Consider the following 16783-nt stretch of genomic DNA (forward strand, 5'->3'; position numbering starts at 1 on the left):
CTCGTTGAGGGAATCCAGCAGCAGCGACTCGGCGGCGGCGTAGTCGTCGCCGGCCGCCTTGGCGCGCTCGCAGGAGAACGTCAGGGCGGCGGTGTCGCCCTCGGCGGTCAGTTCGGAGGCCAGGGTGTTCAGTGTGGTGGTCTTGCCGGTCTGCCGGGGCGCGTGCAGCACGAAGTAGCGGTCCATGTCGATGAGCACCCGTGCCTGGGGGAGCCGCTGCGTGGGGGCAGCATGTAGTGGTGCTGCGGGCTGCACGGGCCGGTGGTGTTGAAGTATCTCGCTCCGGGTCGCCGCATGGTCACATACTGTCATTCATCTCGCGCTGTTCTCCGGCAGCCGTATCACGGGCGCTTGATCGGCATGGGCGCCGCTGGCACGACCGGTCCCTGAAGGCATGGCGCCGAACCTTGGCGGCGTGCTCTGCGTACATCCTGGCGTCTGTGCGACGTGAAGCCGCGAATGACCATGCTGTTCCGTTATGCGCTACTCACAGGGGGCCTTTGGCTGGGGGATGATCCGGTTGTCCTCGACCGTGCCGGAGACCCGTGATGACGATCCCGTCGCCGAGTCCCCGTCCGTCGCCCGAACGCCCGACGGCAGCCGCCCGACTGGGGGTATTCGGGGATCGATCCGAGGCTGATGCACGACTTGGAGCGCGACCTCGGCCAGGCGGAGACCACGCTGGGCAGGCGCGAACCGAGGATCCGGCGTATGTTGCGGGACCTCGATCTGGACACCTCGCGGCTGAACGCGCTGCGCGAGCTGGGCAACTGGATCGGCGCCAAGCGGCCGGAGTTACGCAGCCGCAACGAGACGATCCAGGCGGCGAACCCGGAGTGGGACGCGGCGGGATAGAACCCTTCGACGAGGGTCTGTACGCCGCCGGGGAACTGCTGGGCGGGCTGCGGGCGTCGTCCTGGAACCTTTCCTGCCTGGCGGGGATCACCGTCTCCGGCTGGCCGTCAGATGGGTCAGCAGCAGGTCGAGCGGACGGGGGACACGGTCGAGGTCGAGCGCCGCCACCAGCAGGGCCGAATAGCGGATCTTGCGGCCACTGCCCGATCCCATGAACCGGCGCAGCTGGTCATGGGTGCTGCCCCCGCGCCACGCGGGCTGTTTCTGCAGGGTGCGGAACGAGCCGAGCTCGCCCTCGGCGTCGATGACGTCCTCGACCGCGGCGGTGCCGAGGGCGCGGATCAGCTCGTCCTCCAGGTCGGCGACGCACACGAAGAACCCGAGCGCCTGCAGGTCGCTGCTGCTGGAGCTAGTGATGAGGCCGGCGTGTTGGAGGCCTCGCCGGTAGTCGCCTTCCTCTCCGGCGTCGCACAGGCCGGCCAGCCGGTGGTTGCTCCCGCGAGGGCCGAACCTGCCGACGTACGTCCTGATGTTGGTGGCGCCGCCCATCGCCACCAGGGCGACGCCTTCGGCCGCCAGATCCACGCCGCGGCGCTCGGCCAGCGCTTCGACGGCCGACTTGTCGCTGGCCCCTTCGACCAGGACCACGGTATGCGTGTCGCTCACGTGTCAAGCCTGGCACCGGACGGGGAGAGGTTCGACCCCTTTTCACAACGAGAATCTACATTGTAAAGGCGTCAGCGCTTGGGCACTACCGCCACCGCCTCGACCTCGACCACGATGTCCGGGGCGGCCAGCGCGGCGGCCACGATCAGCGAGTTGGCGGGCCAGTCGCCGTCGGGGAACCAGCCGGTGAACACCTCCTCGACGGTCGAGCGGAAGCCCGCCAGATGCTCCGTGCCCGCCACCATGGTGAACAGGCGGAGAAGGTGCCGCGGCCCCGACCCGGCCGAGGCGAGCAGCGCCTCGATGTTGGCGAAGACCTGGCGGGCCTGGGTGGCCGCGTCACTCCCCACGAGGGCTCCGGTCGCGTCCGTGCCGACCTGGCCGGCGATGAAGAGCAGCTCCGAGTCCGCGGGTGCCGCAGCCAGATGGTGGTATTTCGCCAGCGGCGCCCCGACTTCGGGCGGGCTCCAGCGCCGAACCATGACATCGTCCTTTCCACCCCGATTGCTGTGTGTCCGCCCACGTTAGCGTGTGTTCGACCGGAGGTCGGAGGGGTGTGTGAAGAGGGTTGCGAACAGGGGAAATGACATAGCGTCACCGAGCGGTGACATGTACGCCGATGTCGCCGAACGATGACAACCCGAGGTGCCATGTACGCGGGAACACCGGCCGAGCTCGGCCCGCTCGTCCGTCGGCGGCGTCGTGCGCCGGCCTCCGCCGTACGGAGGAACCCTGATGCGCGACCGTACGCTGATGGTCCTGCTGAACGGGGTCCGTGTCGGCGAGCTTGGGCAAGACGCCATGGGACGGATCCGGTTCTCTTATGACACGGCGGTGCGGAGCTGGTTGCCCACGGCCACGCCGCTTTCGCTGTCACTGACCCCAGACGTGGAGTCGCATGAAGGGCCGGAGGTGGCGGCGTTCCTCTGGGGGCTGCTGCCGGAGAATCCCGCCGTTCTGTCCCGGTGGACGCGGGAGTTCGGAGTGTCCGCCGCCAACCCGGTCGAGCCTCGCCGGAGCGCAGGCCGCGCGCCGCCGCGAGGGGGTGAGCGCCGGGGTATGTCGGGCGCGGAACGTATCGTGACCGTATGCCTGTCATCGAGGTCGCCGGGCGCGAGGTGCGCGTCACCAGCCCGGACAAGGTGGTCTTCCCGAAGCCCGGTCTCACCAAGCTCGACCTGATCCGCTACTACGAGGCGGTGGGTGAGGGGGCGCTGCGTGGTGTGCACGGGCGGCCGATGGTGCTCAAGCGGTTCGTACGCGGCATCGAGGAGGAGGCGTTCTTCCAGAAGCGCGCCCCGGCGAAGCGGCCGGCCTGGATCGAGGTGGCGGAGCTGAAATACCGTTCCGGGCTGAGCGCGGAAGAGGTCGTGTGCACCGACCTGGCGCAGGTGTTGTGGGTGGTCAATCTCGGCTGCGTCGACCTCAACCCGCATCCGGTGCGCTCCGATGACCTGTCCAGGCCCGACGAGCTGCGCATCGACCTCGATCCCGTGCCGGGGGTGGAGTGGGCCGACGTGCTGGCCACCGCGCAGGCGGCGCGTGAGGTGCTGGCCGATCACGGGCTGGTGGGCTGGCCCAAGACGTCCGGGTCGCGGGGTTTCCATGTGTACGCGCGGATCGAGCGGCGATGGCCGTTCGCCGAGGTGCGCAAGGCGGCCGAGACGGTCGCCCGCGAGGTCGAGCGGCGGGCGCCCGGCCTGGCCACCAGCCGGTGGTGGAAGGAGGAGCGGCACGGGGTGTTCGTCGATTTCAACCAGAACGCCTACGATCGCACGGTGGCCTCCGCCTACTCCGTGCGCGCGGTGCCCGACGCCCGCGTGTCCACGCCGCTGACGTGGGACGAGGTGCCGGGCTGCCGGCCCGGGGAGTTCACCGTCGCCACGGTGCCGCGGCGCCTCGCCGAGCGCGGCGACCCGTGGGAGGACATGGACCTGCACGCCGGCTCGCTCGACGGGCTGCTGGAACTGGCCGAGGAGCTCGGGCCCCCGCCCAGGCCGCCCAAGGGCAGGGGCCGCAGGAAGCAGACGAAGCCGGTGATCGAGATCGCCAGGGCCGAGCACAGGGACGAGGCGATGGCGGGCCTGGAGCGGTGGAAGTCGCGTCATCCGGAGGTCGCGGCCCTGCTGGAGCCCGCCGACGTCCTGGTCGACGGCATGCGGGGGCGCAGCAGTGTGTGGTATCGCATCCGGGTCAACCTGGAGCATGTGCCGGAGGACGAGCGGCCCGCGCAGGAGCCTCTCGAGGTCGACTACGACCCCTGGCACCCCGGCCAGGGATGAGAGGGGTCAGCGGCCGGAGATGAGGTTGGCGAGGCGGGCGTAGACGGAGGTGGTGGTGCCGCGCTCGTTCTCGTGGCGGTCGGCGGCGCGGAAGAGGGCGTAGATGAGCTGCACGCCGGCCCACCGCAGCGGCTCGGGCTCCCACTGCCGAACCTGCCGCCCGACCCACGGCAGCCGCGTCAGTTCGGTGTCGCGCCGCAGCACCAGGTCGCGCAGGGTGCGGCCGGCCAGGTTGGTCGTGGTGACGCCGCTGCCGACGTAGCCGCCCGCCCAGCCGAGCCCGCTGGCGTGGTCGAGGTGCACCGTCGAGCACCAGTCGCGGGGCACGCCGAGCACCCCGCACCAGGCGTGCTGGACCCGCGCGTCGGCCGCCGCGGGAAAGAGCTTGATCAGCATGCGCCACAACAGCGCGACGGTCTGCGGCTGGGTGGCGCCGCGGATGTCGGTACGCGACCCGAACCTGTAGGGCACGCCCCGGCCGCCGATGGCGATGCGGTCGTCGGCGGTGCGCTGGGCGTAGATGTAGGCGTGGGCCTCGTCTCCGACGAGTTCGTTGCCGGCCCAGCCGAGGTGTTTCCACACCTCGGCGGGCAGCGGTTCGGTGACGATCATGGAGCTGTTCATCGGCAGCCACTGCCGGCGCTGGCCGGCCAGCCCGGCGGTGAAGCCCTCAGTGGCCCGGATGACGTAGTCGGCGGTGACGGCGCCGCGCGTGGTGACCGCCGTGGCCTTGGCGGCGCCGCTGCGGGGCCGCAGCTCGGTCACGGTGGTGTTCTCGTAGACGTCCACGCCGAGCCGGGCGACCACGGCGGCCAGGCCGACGGCCAGCTTGGCGGGCTGGATGCGGGCGCAGTGCGGCGAGTACGCGGCCTCCAGCGTGCCGGCGGCCTGCACGCGCTCGGACTGCTCGTCACGTCCGAGCAGGCGCATGTCCGCTGCGCCGTACCCCCATCCGCGCAGTTCGGCGAGCTCGGCGCGGAGCCGGCGCCGCTGGGCGGGGTTGGTGGCGACGTGGAGCAGGCCGCCCTTGTGGATGTCGGCGTCGATGCCCTCGTCGCGGGCGACGGCGATGACCTCGTCGACGGAGCGGAACATGGCGTGCTGCAGGTCGATCATGCCCTGCCGGCCGCGCGTCCTCGCGTGCCGTTTCCTGGAGCCGGCGAACTCGGCCGACAACCATCCGCCGTTGCGCCCGGACGCGCCGAACCCGGCGAACTCCTTCTCGAGGATCGCGATCCGCAGCCCTGGGTCGGCCTGCTTGAGGTAGTAGGCGGTCCACAGGCCGGTGTACCCGCCGCCGACGATCGCGACGTCGTAGTCGCGCGGTCCGGGCAGCGGGGGCCGCCGGGCGGGCAGGCCGATCTGCCGGTACCAGAAGGAGACGCCGCCGTTGGCGAAGTCTTCGGTCAGCGGGATGCCAGTCGTCACCGAACACATTGTCTATTACTGGCATATGCGGAGCAAGTGGACGATGTGTAACAGAACGGGGCATTCAGCTAGCTTCGTGTCGGCCGTTCGTAACCCTCGTCGCCGCCGTAAACGTGCAGGTCAGGGTCGTTCTCCGGCTGGTTCGCCGGGCTGGTGGGCGAGGCGGTGTGCTCGCTGGCGAAGTCGTCCGACAACGCTGGCGGCGCGGGGTGGAGGTAGTCGCGCCAGGAGATGATGCCCCTGGAGTCGGCGTCCGTGGTGAGCTCGCCGTCCCGCTGGGCCGCGTACAGCCTGCCCGGGTAGTGCACGGGCAGGCACGGGCGGCGCACGTTCCTGGCCTCCAGCCAGGTCCTCACCAGTTCCTCGGTGTTCATCACCTCCGGCCCGCCGAACTCGTACTCCCTGCCCTCGGGTCCGCTCGCCAGCAGCGACGCCGCCAGCGCGGCCACCTCGCCCGTGTGCACCGGCTGCCAGGGCAGCGAGCGATCCACGAGCATCACGGGAAACGACGCGTACGCCCGCAGCCGCTGGTCGAGGGACTGCTGGTACCGCGTGGCCCGCAGGACCGTCCAGCCGATCCCGCTCTCACCGATCAGGCGCTCGGCCTCCAGCTTGTGACGGAGGTGACCGATGGCGGCGCGGTCCACCCCGACGATGGAGGTGTAGAGCAGGTGCGGCACCCGCGCCTCGCGGGCGGCGAGCAGCAGCCGGTGGGTGCCGGGCACGTCCACGGCGCCGCGGCCCTTGGGGCCGCTGGTGGCAAGGTGCGCGATCGCGTCCACACCGTGCACGGCGTCCGGGACGCCCTTGCCGGAGACGAGGTCGCCCCAGACCCATTCGACCCGCCCGGAGCTTCCCCGCTCCTTCCTGCTCAGCGCGCGTACCTGGTGCCCCGCCCTCAATAGCGCGGGCAGCAGCGCGCCGCCCAGCGTTCCCGTGGCTCCCGTGACCAGTATGCGCATGCCGCTCCACTACCCGCGAATGCCTGGAAATGACAAGGAACTTCGTAAAAGCGTCTGCGTACGGCACTGCGGGGTAGTGCCGGTCGCATGGCTCGCATCGCATCGGAATCCCTGATCGAACGGCTCGCGGAGTGGGGCGTGGACACCGTCTTCGGCCTGCCAGGGGACGGCATCAACGGCATCATGGAAGGGCTTCGGCGCCACCGTGACCGGGTGCGCTTCGTCCTCGTCCACCACGAGGAGGCCGCGGCCTTCATGGCCACCGGCTACGCCAAGGCCACCGGGCGCCTCGGCGTGTGCCTGGCCACGTCGGGGCCCGGCGGCATCCACCTGCTCAACGGCCTCTACGACGCCAAGCTCGACCACGTGCCCGTGCTGGCCATCACGGGCATGCAGGAGACCTCCGTGCTGGGCACCGCCTACCAGCAGGAGGTCCACCTGGACAAGTTGTTCGCCGACGTGGCCGAGTACAACATGCTGATCACCAATCCGGTGCAGTTGCCCTCGCTGGTGGACCTGGCGATCAGGACGTCCTACGCCCGGCGCGGGGTCTCCCACCTCACGCTGCCCAACGACATTCAGGTGGCGGAGGCGGGGTCGGACCCGTTCCAGCAAATCGCGCCCGCCAGGCCGCCGCAGACCTCGCCCGTCTACCTGCAGCCGGCCGGCATCCCGCGCCAGGAGGACGTCGAGTGGGCCGCCGAGGTGCTCAACCGGGCCGAACGCCCCGCCATCCTCGTCGGCCAGGGCGCGCTGCACGCCCGCCAGGAGGTGCTGGCCGTGGCCGAGGCGCTGGGCGCTCCCGTGGTCAAGACGTTGCCGGGCAAGGCGGTCGTCCCCGACGACTCGCCGTACACGACCGGCGGGATCGGGCTGCTCGGCACCCGGCCGAGCGAGGAGCTGATGGACGACGCCGACGTGCTGTTCATGGTGGGCACGAACTTCCCCTACTCGAAGTTCCTGCCCGAGCCGGGCAAAACCAGGGTCGTGCAGTTCGAGGCGGAGCCGACCAGGGCGGGGGCGCGGATCGCGACCGACGTGCCGGTGGTGTGCGACGCGAAGGAGGGGCTGGCGGCGCTGCTGCCGCTGCTGGCCCGCCGCGACGGCAACGCCCATCTTGCGAAATACCAGAAGAAGATGGCGAAGTGGCGGTCCGACATGGACACCCTGGAGAACCCCGACCGCGACCCCATCGCCCCGCAGTACGCCATGTCCGTCGTCGACCGGCTCGCCTCCGACGACGCCATCCTGACCTGCGACAGCGGCACCATCGCCACCTGGGCGGCCCGGCACTGGACGATCCGCGGGGAGCGCGAGTTCTACCTGTCGGGCACGCTGGCCTCGATGGCGAACGGGCTCCCGTACGCCATCGCCATGCAGCACGCCTTCCCGGAGCGGCAGGTCATCGCGTACGTCGGCGACGGCGGCTTCTCGATGCTCATGGCCGAGTTCCTGACGGCGGTCCAGCAGCGGCTGCCGATCAAGGTCGTCATCAACAACAACAACTCGCTCGGCCAGATCCTGTGGGAGCAGATGGTGCTCGGCTACCCGGAGCACGGCGTGCGCTACGACCAGCCGGAGGCCGACTTCTCGGCCTGGGCCAGGGCGTGCGGGGGCTTCGGCGCCAAGGTCACCAAGGCGGGCGACGTGGCGCCGGCGATCCAGCAGGCGCTCGCCTACGACGGGCCGGCCCTGGTGGACGTGGACGTCAACCCGAACGAGCCGCCGATGCCCGGCAAGGTCTCCTACGACCAGGCCAAGAGCTTCGCGCAGGCGTTCCTGAAGGGCCAGCCGCACAAGGCCGCCATCGCCACGACCCTGTTCAAGGACCGCATCCAGAAGCTGACGGACTGAAGGCGTCTAGACGCTGGCCGCGCAGGCCCTGGTGATTCCGGCGGCGGCGCTCAGCAGCGGCTCGACCAGGCGGGGCAGCTCGCGCACCCGCCGGGTGGAGATCACGATGCCGAGGGCCGCGACCGGCCGCCCGTCCACCAGGATGGGCGCGGCCGCCGAGCACGAGCCGAGCGTCATCTCCTCGTTCGTCAGCGCGTACCCCTGGGCGCGCACCGTCGCCAGCTCCCTGGCCAGCCGCCCGGCCTCGGTGACCGTGTGCGGGGTCGGCCGTTCGAGCTTGCGCGCGAGGTACGCCTGGACGAACCACTCCGGCTCGTACGCCAGCAGCGCCTTGCCGACGCCCGTCGGGTGCATGGGCAGCCGGGAACCGGTCCTGGACAGGATGGGCACCGCCCGCCTGCCGTGCACCTTGTCGACGTAGAGCACCTCGAGCCCGTCGCGGACGGCCAGGTGCACGTTCTCGCCGGTGCTCGTGAACAGCTCCTGCAGCCAGGGATGCGCCAGGTCCTGCAACCGGGCGGGCGCGAGCTGGCCGAGCTCCCACAGCCGCAGCCCGACCCGCAGCCGGCCGTCCGGCGCGCGGCTGAGCGCCTGCCACTCCTCCAGCTCAGTGACCAAACGGTGAGCGGTGCTCAGCGGCACCCCGCTCCGCCTGGCCAGCTCGGTCAGCGTGAGCTGGGGATGGGCGGGATCGAACGCGCCCAGGAGCGCAAGCACCTTGGACGTCACCGAACGCCCCCGAGCGCGAGATCCGCCTGCCATGGGTCAATCCTGCATATTTCTTCCATCCAGTGGAAGGGCAGGTTCGGCTGATCGCCCCTGTAGGCAGGATGCTCCGTATATGCGAACTCAGGTCGGGATCATCGGGGCCGGGCCCGCCGGTCTGCTCCTGTCCCACTTGCTCCACCTGCGCGGCATCTCCTCCGTGGTGCTGGAGAAACGCAGCCGCGCCCACGTCGAGCGGCGGGTCAGGGCCGGAGTGCTGGAGCAGGGCACGGTCGACACGCTGGTCGAGGCCGGCGTCGGCGAGCGCCTGCTGCGCGAGGGGCTGCCGCACCACGGGATCGAGCTCAGGTACGCGGGCACGAGCCACCGCATCCCCTTCGAGAAGCTGGTCCCCGGCCGGCGCATCACCGTGTACGGCCAGCAGGAGGTGGTCAAGGACCTGATCGCGGCCCGGCTCGCGGCGGGCGGCGACGTGCGGTTCGAGATCGAGGACGTCGCCCTGCACGACCTGGAGACGGACCGGCCGTGCCTGACGTTCGGCGGCGCGCGGCTCGACTGCGACGTGATCGCCGGCTGCGACGGCTTCCACGGCGTGTCGAGGCCGTCCATCCCCGAGGGCGTTCTGAGCGTTCACGAGCGGGAATATCCCTTCGCCTGGCTCGGCATCCTGGCCCGGGTGGCGCCGTCGTCCGAGGAGCTCATCTACACCAGGAGCGAGCGCGGCTTCGCCCTGCACAGCATGCGCACACCCGAGATCAGCCGCTTCTACCTGCAGGTTCCGGCGGGGGCGCGGGTGGAGGAGTGGCCGGACGAGCGGATCTGGGCCGAGCTGAAGGCCCGGCTGGAGAGCGTGCCCGGCTTCACGCTGGCCACCGGCGAGATCATGGAGACGGGCGTCACGCCGATGCGGGCGTTCGTGGCCGAGCCCATGCAGCACGGCCGCCTCTACCTGGCCGGCGACGCCGCCCACATCGTGCCGCCCACCGGCGCCAAAGGGCTCAACCTGGCCGTGGCCGACGTCCGCGTCCTCACCGACGCGCTGGCTGCCTACTTCGAGCACGGCTCGTCCGGGCCGCTCGACGGCTACTCGCGGGCGTGCCTGCGACGGGTGTGGCGGGCGCAGCACTTCTCGTGGTGGATGACGACCCTGCTGCACACGTTCGACGACGACGACGCGTACGCGCGCCGGCTGCAGCTGTCCCACCTGGACTACGTGACCTCGTCCGAGGCCGCGGCGACGACCCTGGCGGAGAACTACGTGGGGATGCCATGAAGATCGTGGGTACGGCCGCCGAGGCGGTCGCGGGAATCGGGGTCGGGGCGTCCCTCGCGGTCGGCGGCTTCGGCCTGGCCGGGGTGCCCGCCGTGCTCATCAAGGCGCTGCTCGGGCAGCGCACGACCGGGCTGCACGTCGTGTCCAACAACTGCGGCACCGACGGGCGCGGCCTGGGCGAACTGCTCGCGGCGGGCCGGATCGCCCGCGTCACCGCCTCGTACGTCGGGCAGAACACGGAGTTCGCCCGCCAGTACCTGGCCGGCGAGCTGGAGGTGGAGCTGATCCCGCAGGGCACGCTGGCCGAGCGGCTGCGCGCCGGCGGGTGCGGCATCCCGGCCTTCTACACGAAGGCGGGCGTGGGGACGCTGGTCGAGGAGGGCGGGCTCCCGTGGCGCTACCGCTCCGACGGCTCGGTGGCGGTGGCGTCGCCGCCGAAGGAGGTCAGGAAGTTCGACGGCGTCCCGTACATCCTGGAACACAGTATCCGTACGGACTTCGCGCTCATCCGGGCCGCACGCGGCGACCTGCACGGCAACCTGGTGTTCGCCAAGGCCGCACGCAACTTCAACCCCCTGGCCGCCATGGCGGGACGGGTCACCATCGCCGAGGTCGAGGAGCTGTGCGAGCTCGACCCCGAGGAGGTGCACCTGCCCGGGATCTTCGTGCAGAAGGTGCTGGCGCTGGATCCCGCGCAGGCGGCCGACAAACCCATCGAGCGGCGGACGGTGCGTTCCTGATGGCCTGGACCAGAGAGCAGATGGCGGCCCGCGCGGCCGGCGAGCTGCCCGACGGCTCGTACGTCAACCTCGGCATCGGCCTGCCCACGCTCATCCCCGCCCACCTCGGCGGCCGTAGCGTTGTGATCCACTCGGAGAACGGCATCCTCGGGGTGGGGCCGTACCCGCTGCCCGGCGAGGAGGACGCCGACCTGATCAACGCGGGCAAGGAGACGGTGACCGTCGCGCCCGGGGCGTCGTACTTCGACTCGGCGCTGTCGTTCGGCATGATCCGCGGCGGTCACGTGGACGTGGCGGTGCTCGGCGCCATGCAGGTGTCGCAGGCCGGCGACCTGGCCAACTGGGCGGTCCCCGGCAAAATGATCAAAGGCATGGGCGGGGCCATGGACCTGGTGCACGGCGCCCGCAGGGTCGTCGTGATCATGGAGCACACCACCCGCGACGGCGACCCCAAGTTCCTGCCCGCCTGCACGCTGCCCCTGACCGGCCGGGCCTGCGTCGACCGCGTGATCACCGACCTGGCCGTCATCGACGTCGTCCAAGGCGGGCTGAAGCTCGTGGAGACCGCGCCCGGTGTCACCGCCGAGGAGGTGCGCGCCAGGACGGCGGCCGACCTGTCATGACCCCCAAGGCCCCGCAGAGAGGACCCGCATGAGCCATCCTCCGTACCTGAGCCCCGGCTACCGCAGCACCATCGCGCGCGCCCCCTCACGCCCGCCCGTCTCCTTCAAGCTCGACCCCGACGCGATCGAGCTGACCAGCCCCGTCCTCGGCCACGAGGAAGTCGGCGCGCTCGACGCCGACCTGACCAGGCAGCACGCGGGCGAGCCCATCGGCGAGCGCATCATCGTCGAGGGGCGCGTGCTCGACGACGACGGACGCCCGCTGCGCGGCACGCTGGTCGAGCTCTGGCAGGCCAACGCCGCCGGGCGCTACGCCCACGACCTCGACCGGCACCCCGCCCCCCTCGACCCCAACTTCACCGGAGCCGGACGGTGCCTCACCGACCAGGACGGCCGCTACCGGTTCGTCACGATCAAGCCCGGCGCCTACCCGTGGCGCAACCACGACAACGCCTGGCGCCCCGCCCACCTGCACTTCTCCGTCTTCGGGCAGGCCTTCACCCAGCGGCTGATCACCCAGATGTACTTCCCCGGCGACCCCCTGATGCCCTTCGACCCGATCATGCAGTCGATCCCGGACGAGGCGGCCAGGCAGCGGCTCGTCTCGTCGTTCGAGCTCGGCCTCACCGAACCCGAGTGGGCCCTCGGCTACGCCTTCGACATCGTGCTCGGACGCACCCCGATGGAGACGCCATGACCACCCCCTCCCAGACGGTCGGACCGTTCTTCAGCCACGCGCTGCCGTACGAGCGGGACTGGGAACTCGTACCCGACGGGCATCCCGGCGCGATCACGCTCACCGGGCGGGTGTTCGACGGCGGCGGGGAGCCGGTGCCCGACGCCCTGCTCGAACTCTGGCTCGGCTTCACCGGCGAACGCGGCGCGCTCAGCAGGCAGGGCGGGCAGGTGTCCGGGTTCGGCCGCTGCGCCACCTCGCCGGACGGCACGTACCGCTTCCGCGCCACCCGGCCGCCGAGGCCGTACCTGTCGCTGCAGATCTTCGCCCGCGGGCTGCTGCGCTCCCTGCTCACCCGCGTCTACCTGGAGGACGTGCCCGACCCGCTGCTCGACGGCCTCGACCCCGGGCGCAGGGCCACGCTCATCGCCGCCGGTTCTGGCGACTCCTACCGCTTCGATGTGAGACTGCAGGGAGCGGAGGAGACGGTGTTCATTGACTTCTGACCCGACGGAGGCCGACGGCGGCCTGCTCGCCCCGGTCCGGGCGGGCACCAAGGCGGAGGCGATCACCTCGGACGCGGCGTGGCTGCGGGCCATGCTGGAGGCCGAGGCGGCGCTCGCCCGCGCCCAGGGCCGCCTGGGGCTCATCCCACCGGAGGCGGCGGCCGCCATCGACAGGGCCGCCGCCACGCTCGTGCCCGACCCTGCCGGCATCGCCACGCGGTCCAGGCAGTCGGCCACGCCCGTCGTGCCGCTGGTGGCCGACCTGCGGCAGGCCGTGCCCGGCGCGGCCCGCCACGTGCACCGGGGAGCCACCAGCCAGGACATCGTGGACAGCGCCGCCATGCTGGTGGCCGCGCGGGCGGTCCGCGCCGTCGTCGGCGACCTGGGCGCCGTCATGGACGACCTGGGCGAGCTGGCCGGGCGTCACCGGGACACGGTGATGGCCGCGCGCACGCTGGGGCAGCACGCGGTGCCGACGACGTTCGGGCTGAAGGCGGCGCAGTGGCTGGCGGGGCTCATGCGCGCCCGCGCCCGGCTGCGCGAGCTGCGCCTGCCCGCCCAGCTCGGCGGCGCGGCCGGCACCCTGGCCGCCTTCGCCGAGCAGGACCCGCCCGCCGCCTTGGCCCTGGTGGAGGTGTTCGCCGAGGAGATCGGGCTGGCCGCGCCCGAGGCGCCGTGGCACGCCGAGCGCTCCGCCGTCACCGACCTGGGCGCCGCGCTCGCCGGCACCGCCCGCGCGCTCGGCAAACCGGCCACCGACATCATCCTGCTGGCCCAGACCGAGGTGGGGGAGGTGGCCGAGTCGTCGTCCGGAGGTTCCTCGGCCATGCCGCAGAAGCGTAACCCCGCGCTGTCCGTACTGGTCCGGTCGGCCGCGCTCCAGGTGCCCGCCTACACGCAGGTGCTCGGCCAGGTCGGCGAGCACGAGCGGGCAGCGGGGGCCTGGCAGGCCGAGTGGCTGCCGCTGCGCGAGGCGCTCCGCCTGACCGGCGGCGCGGCCGAGACCGCCGCCGAGCTCGTGGGCGGGCTCCAAATCTTCCCCGAACGGATGCGCGCCAACGCCGGGCTGACCGGAGGCCGCCTCGTCGCCGAACGCCTCGCCGCCCACCTCGGGCACGACAGGCTCGCCGAGATCATGCCCCGGCCCGGGCCGCTCCGGCTCGGCGACGCGCTGGCCGAGGCAGGCCTCGACCAGGACCCGGACGACCTGCTCGACCCGTCCGCCTACGTCGGCGCGGCCGGGCGGCTCGTCGACCGCATTCTCGCCACCTACCGGGAGCAGCCGTGAAACTCCACCACCGCGTGGACGGCCCGTCCGGCGCGCCGCTGCTGGTGCTCGGGCCCTCGCTCGGCACCACGACCGAGGTCTGGCGCCCCCAGCTCGCCGAGCTCACCACGTCCTGGCGGGTGCTCAGGTACGACCTGCCGGGCCACGGCGGCTCCCCGCCCGCCACCGCGTTCACGGTCGGCGACCTTGCTGCGGCCGTACTCGAACTCGCGGGTGACGAGCGCTTCGCGATCGGCGGCATCTCGCTCGGCGGCGCCGTCGCCACCGCCGTCGCCCTGCGCGAGCCCGGCCGGGTACGCGGGCTCGTGCTGTGCTGCACGTCGGCCCGCTTCGGCGAGCCGGGACCATGGCGGGAGCGGGCCGAGCTGGTACGCGCCCAAGGGGTGGCCGTGCTCGCCCCGGCGCTGGAGAAACGCTGGTTCACGCCCGGCTTCGACGGGCGGTGGCTGCTGGAAGGGCTTGCGGAGGTGCACGCCCCGTCGTACGCCGCCTGCTGCGAGGCCCTGGCCGCCTTCGACGTGACGGGCGGGCTCGGCGAGGTCGGCGCGCCCACCCTGGTGATCGCGGGGGCCGAGGACCCCGCCACGCCGCTCGACCACGCGCTCACGCTGGCCGGCGGCATCCCGGGAGCGTCGCTCACGGTCGTGCCGGGGGCGTCTCACCTGGCCGCCGTCGAGCGCCCCGAGGCCGTCGCCGCCGCCATCACCCGCCACCTGCGGGACGCCGGCGGTCACGCCGGGATGCGCACCAGGCGTGAGGTGCTCGGCGACGCGCACGTCGACCGTGCCATCGCCGCGACGACCGGCTTCACCCGCGACTTCCAGGACTTCATCACCCGCTACGCCTGGGACGAGATCTGGAACCGACCCGGGCTGGACCGGCGCACCCGCAGCTGCGTCACCCTCACCGCCCTCGTCGCCAGAGGGCACCTGGACGAGCTGGCCATGCACGTACGGGCGGCGTTGCGCAACGGGCTCACCCCCGACGAGATCAAGGAGGTGCTGCTCCAGACCGCCGTCTACTGCGGGGTCCCGGCCGCCAACGCCGCCTTCGCGGTGGCCCGCCGCACACTGGACGAAATCGGGCCAGAGGGTCCCTGACCTTGGAAAATGCTTTAAGGTTGGCGGGTGGTTTTCGAGGAGGGATGGGCGGCTTCGCCCTTGCGGTGGTTGATGAACGCGCTGGGCGACGCCCAGCTCGCCAGGATGCACGCCGACCCCGGCATGGTGGCCGCGGTCGACCAGCACGCGGCGGTGCTGCGCGACGCGATCCCGCTCGACCGGGAGACGCTGGGCGACTACCTGCTCGGGTTCCTGGACGAGCTGCGGCACCGTGGGTGGATCTTCAGCGGCGAGCCGGATGCGCCGGCGCTGCGGCTGACGGCCGTCTGCTGGCTGGCGCGCGAGCTCGACCTGCTCGAGGACGGCCACCCGGCCTGACCGCGCTCACCCGGCCCTCACCGGCGCCCTCACCGGCGCCCTCACCGGCGCCCTCACCGGCACGGCCCGGGCCCCCGAAGGCCGGGCCGGTCGAGTGAGGGCGGGCGGGACGTGCGGGCGGCCCAGTGGGCGGAGGCCGTCACGGTCGCCTACTCCGGAGGCATGTCCGAGCGGGTGGTGCGCCCACCCGGCATCGTCCGCACCTGCGCGGTCTCCTCGGTCATCGACCGGGCGTCCTCACGGCCGCGCTGGTACGCCTCCGCGTGCGCCCTCGCCTGGGGCGCCTCGGCCTCGATGCGGCCCAGCCAGCGCTCCCAGCGTTGCTGCATCGGCCGGATGAGCCCGCCGCCGATCCCGATCGCCGCGATCGCGCCGATGGTGGCGAGCACCGTGATCAGCACCGGCGTGGTGACGGTGGTGGCGACGCCGATCTGGTTCAGCGCGGCGATGATGCCCAGCGCCCAGATGAACACCGCGGCCAGGGTCGCCAGGAAGCGGCCGTAGGACAGCCCGCCCAGCGCGCCGGCGAGGATGTCCCTGACGGCCTTGGCGATGGCGCCGGCCACCACGATGATCACGATGGCCACGATGGCCTTGGGCAGCCAGCCCACCACGGAGGCCAGCAGCGCCGAGATCGGGTTGGGCCCGAAGACGTTGAACGCTATCTGCAGGGTGATCAGCAGGATCGCGTAATAAACGATCTTCGCGAGCAGGCCGCTGGCGGTGTAGTCGCTCCGCTGCAACCAGCGGTGCACGCCACTGCGGTCAACGACCCGCTCGAAGCCGACACGTTCGAGCACCTTGTTGACGATCTTCGCCAGCAGTTTGGCCACGATCCATCCGATGATGAGAATCACGATGAACGCGACCAGCTTCGGGACGAACGATGCTATTTGCCGGAATACGTCCGCAATCCCTTGGCCTATGTTGATGTCCACGGTTTCCTCCTCCGAGGAGCTGATGCAACGGCGCTACCCGTACCGCATCGGTATATGCACACAGCGCCACCGAAAGCTCGCATAAGGCGACATATCACCGTTCGGGTCGATAGGGTGATCACCATGCATCGAAGCCGCGTGTACGCCCTCCTCATCGACACACCCACCGCTGAAGCCGGCCAGGCGGCGGCCTTCTGGGCGGCGGCGCTCGGCGCCACGGCACGCCCGCTCGAAGGGTACGAACAGTTCATCTCGCTGCACGGAGCCGTACCGAACATCGCCGTGGCCGTCCAGTCGGCCGACGAGCAGCCCCGCTTCCACATCGACATCGAGTCCGACGACGTCGAGGCCGAGGTCCGGCGCCTGGTCGCGCTCGGCGCCACCGAGGTGTCACAGTGGCAGGAGTGCCGTACGCTGCGCGCGCCCGGCGGGCACCTGATGTGCGTGCTGCCCGTGGAGAGCGACAGGGAGTTGTTCGACGCCGAGGCGAAGACCTGGCCGTGACCGCGGGCCAGGGCCGACCTCAT

At 71.7% G+C, this 16783-nt stretch carries 20 protein-coding genes; 13 read left to right on the forward strand and 7 right to left on the reverse strand.

Annotated features, from left to right (window positions below; translation table 11 throughout):
- On the reverse strand, window positions 1-255 hold a 255-nt coding region (locus GUY59_RS29810), incomplete at its 3' end, for a hypothetical protein (protein ID WP_201761507.1).
- 384 nt (window positions 256-639) lie between these two features.
- Between GUY59_RS29810 and GUY59_RS29815 the strand changes: the two genes are divergently transcribed.
- The gene (locus tag GUY59_RS29815; RefSeq protein WP_138206621.1) at window positions 640-855 is read left to right on the forward strand and encodes a hypothetical protein; all 216 of its coding nucleotides are present in this window, start codon (window positions 640-642) and stop codon (window positions 853-855) included.
- Between the two features lie 87 nt (window positions 856-942).
- Here GUY59_RS29815 and GUY59_RS29820 read toward each other — a convergent pair whose 3' ends face one another.
- Together GUY59_RS29820 and GUY59_RS29825 are read right to left on the reverse strand one after the other, a co-directional pair.
- Window positions 943-1521: a TOPRIM nucleotidyl transferase/hydrolase domain-containing protein gene (locus GUY59_RS29820; RefSeq protein ID WP_138206623.1), complete on the reverse strand. Its 579-nt coding sequence runs from the start codon at window positions 1519-1521 to the stop codon at window positions 943-945.
- Window positions 1522-1592: 71 nt separating this feature from the next.
- Window positions 1593-2003 (reverse strand): RidA family protein, encoded by a 411-nt coding sequence (locus tag GUY59_RS29825; RefSeq protein ID WP_138206625.1) that lies wholly within the window; start codon window positions 2001-2003, stop codon window positions 1593-1595.
- 271 nt (window positions 2004-2274) lie between these two features.
- Here GUY59_RS29825 and GUY59_RS51485 point away from each other — a divergent pair, with 271 nt between their 5' ends.
- Window positions 2275-2703, forward strand: a complete 429-nt coding sequence (locus tag GUY59_RS51485) for a HipA N-terminal domain-containing protein (RefSeq protein WP_354534043.1) — start codon at window positions 2275-2277, stop codon at window positions 2701-2703.
- Window positions 2610-3803, forward strand: coding sequence for a non-homologous end-joining DNA ligase (gene ligD, locus GUY59_RS29835; protein WP_138206629.1), 1194 nt, complete (start codon window positions 2610-2612; stop codon window positions 3801-3803). The genes GUY59_RS51485 and ligD overlap by 94 nt, the downstream gene beginning before the upstream one ends.
- A 6-nt stretch (window positions 3804-3809) precedes the next feature.
- On the opposite strand, the gene GUY59_RS29840 is transcribed toward ligD, so the two are convergent.
- Both GUY59_RS29840 and GUY59_RS29845 read right to left on the reverse strand, forming a co-directional pair.
- Window positions 3810-5240, reverse strand: a complete 1431-nt coding sequence (locus GUY59_RS29840) for an NAD(P)/FAD-dependent oxidoreductase (protein ID WP_138206631.1) — start codon at window positions 5238-5240, stop codon at window positions 3810-3812.
- A gap of 59 nt (window positions 5241-5299) precedes the next feature.
- A complete protein-coding gene (locus GUY59_RS29845; protein ID WP_138206633.1) occupies window positions 5300-6193 on the reverse strand; it encodes an SDR family oxidoreductase in 894 nt (297 codons plus the stop codon).
- 87 nt (window positions 6194-6280) lie between these two features.
- Between GUY59_RS29845 and GUY59_RS29850 the strand changes: the two genes are divergently transcribed.
- The gene (locus GUY59_RS29850) at window positions 6281-8047 is read left to right on the forward strand and encodes a thiamine pyrophosphate-dependent enzyme (protein WP_138206635.1); all 1767 of its coding nucleotides are present in this window, start codon (window positions 6281-6283) and stop codon (window positions 8045-8047) included.
- Window positions 8048-8053: 6 nt separating this feature from the next.
- Here GUY59_RS29850 and GUY59_RS29855 read toward each other — a convergent pair whose 3' ends face one another.
- Entirely contained in the window at window positions 8054-8776 is a 723-nt protein-coding gene (locus GUY59_RS29855; protein WP_252375168.1) for an IclR family transcriptional regulator, read from the reverse strand.
- A 112-nt stretch (window positions 8777-8888) separates the two neighbouring features.
- Between GUY59_RS29855 and GUY59_RS29860 the strand changes: the two genes are divergently transcribed.
- From GUY59_RS29860 to GUY59_RS29895, 8 genes are read left to right on the forward strand one after another with little or no spacing between them, the layout of a single operon-like run.
- Window positions 8889-10046 carry a 4-hydroxybenzoate 3-monooxygenase gene (locus tag GUY59_RS29860; protein ID WP_138206639.1) on the forward strand — a complete coding sequence of 386 codons (1158 nt, stop codon included), beginning with the start codon at window positions 8889-8891 and terminating at the stop codon, window positions 10044-10046.
- A complete protein-coding gene (locus tag GUY59_RS29865; protein ID WP_138206641.1) occupies window positions 10043-10786 on the forward strand; it encodes a CoA transferase subunit A in 744 nt (247 codons plus the stop codon). Before GUY59_RS29860 ends, GUY59_RS29865 begins: the two co-directional genes overlap by 4 nt.
- Window positions 10786-11409 carry a CoA transferase subunit B gene (locus tag GUY59_RS29870; protein ID WP_138206643.1) on the forward strand — a complete coding sequence of 208 codons (624 nt, stop codon included), beginning with the start codon at window positions 10786-10788 and terminating at the stop codon, window positions 11407-11409. Before GUY59_RS29865 ends, GUY59_RS29870 begins: the two co-directional genes overlap by 1 nt.
- A 28-nt stretch (window positions 11410-11437) precedes the next feature.
- Entirely contained in the window at window positions 11438-12106 is a 669-nt protein-coding gene (gene pcaH, locus GUY59_RS29875; protein WP_138206645.1) for a protocatechuate 3,4-dioxygenase subunit beta, read from the forward strand.
- Window positions 12103-12591 carry a dioxygenase family protein gene (locus GUY59_RS29880; protein WP_138206647.1) on the forward strand — a complete coding sequence of 163 codons (489 nt, stop codon included), beginning with the start codon at window positions 12103-12105 and terminating at the stop codon, window positions 12589-12591. Before pcaH ends, GUY59_RS29880 begins: the two co-directional genes overlap by 4 nt.
- Window positions 12581-13879 carry a lyase family protein gene (locus GUY59_RS29885; RefSeq protein WP_138206649.1) on the forward strand — a complete coding sequence of 433 codons (1299 nt, stop codon included), beginning with the start codon at window positions 12581-12583 and terminating at the stop codon, window positions 13877-13879. Before GUY59_RS29880 ends, GUY59_RS29885 begins: the two co-directional genes overlap by 11 nt.
- Entirely contained in the window at window positions 13876-14979 is a 1104-nt protein-coding gene (pcaDC, locus tag GUY59_RS29890) for a bifunctional 3-oxoadipate enol-lactonase/4-carboxymuconolactone decarboxylase PcaDC (protein WP_138206651.1), read from the forward strand. The genes GUY59_RS29885 and pcaDC overlap by 4 nt, the downstream gene beginning before the upstream one ends.
- A gap of 27 nt (window positions 14980-15006) precedes the next feature.
- Entirely contained in the window at window positions 15007-15318 is a 312-nt protein-coding gene (locus tag GUY59_RS29895; RefSeq protein WP_246064438.1) for a DUF6401 family natural product biosynthesis protein, read from the forward strand.
- A 149-nt stretch (window positions 15319-15467) separates the two neighbouring features.
- Here the strand turns inward: GUY59_RS29895 and GUY59_RS29900 are convergent, their stop codons facing one another.
- Window positions 15468-16250, reverse strand: coding sequence for a mechanosensitive ion channel family protein (locus GUY59_RS29900; protein ID WP_212746314.1), 783 nt, complete (start codon window positions 16248-16250; stop codon window positions 15468-15470).
- 129 nt (window positions 16251-16379) lie between these two features.
- Between GUY59_RS29900 and GUY59_RS29905 the strand changes: the two genes are divergently transcribed.
- The gene (locus GUY59_RS29905; protein WP_132338947.1) at window positions 16380-16760 is read left to right on the forward strand and encodes a VOC family protein; all 381 of its coding nucleotides are present in this window, start codon (window positions 16380-16382) and stop codon (window positions 16758-16760) included.
- Window positions 16761-16783: the final 23 nt, after the last annotated feature.

The organism is Nonomuraea sp. K271, from assembly GCF_009908215.1.
GTDB lineage: Bacteria > Actinomycetota > Actinomycetes > Streptosporangiales > Streptosporangiaceae > Nonomuraea > Nonomuraea longispora.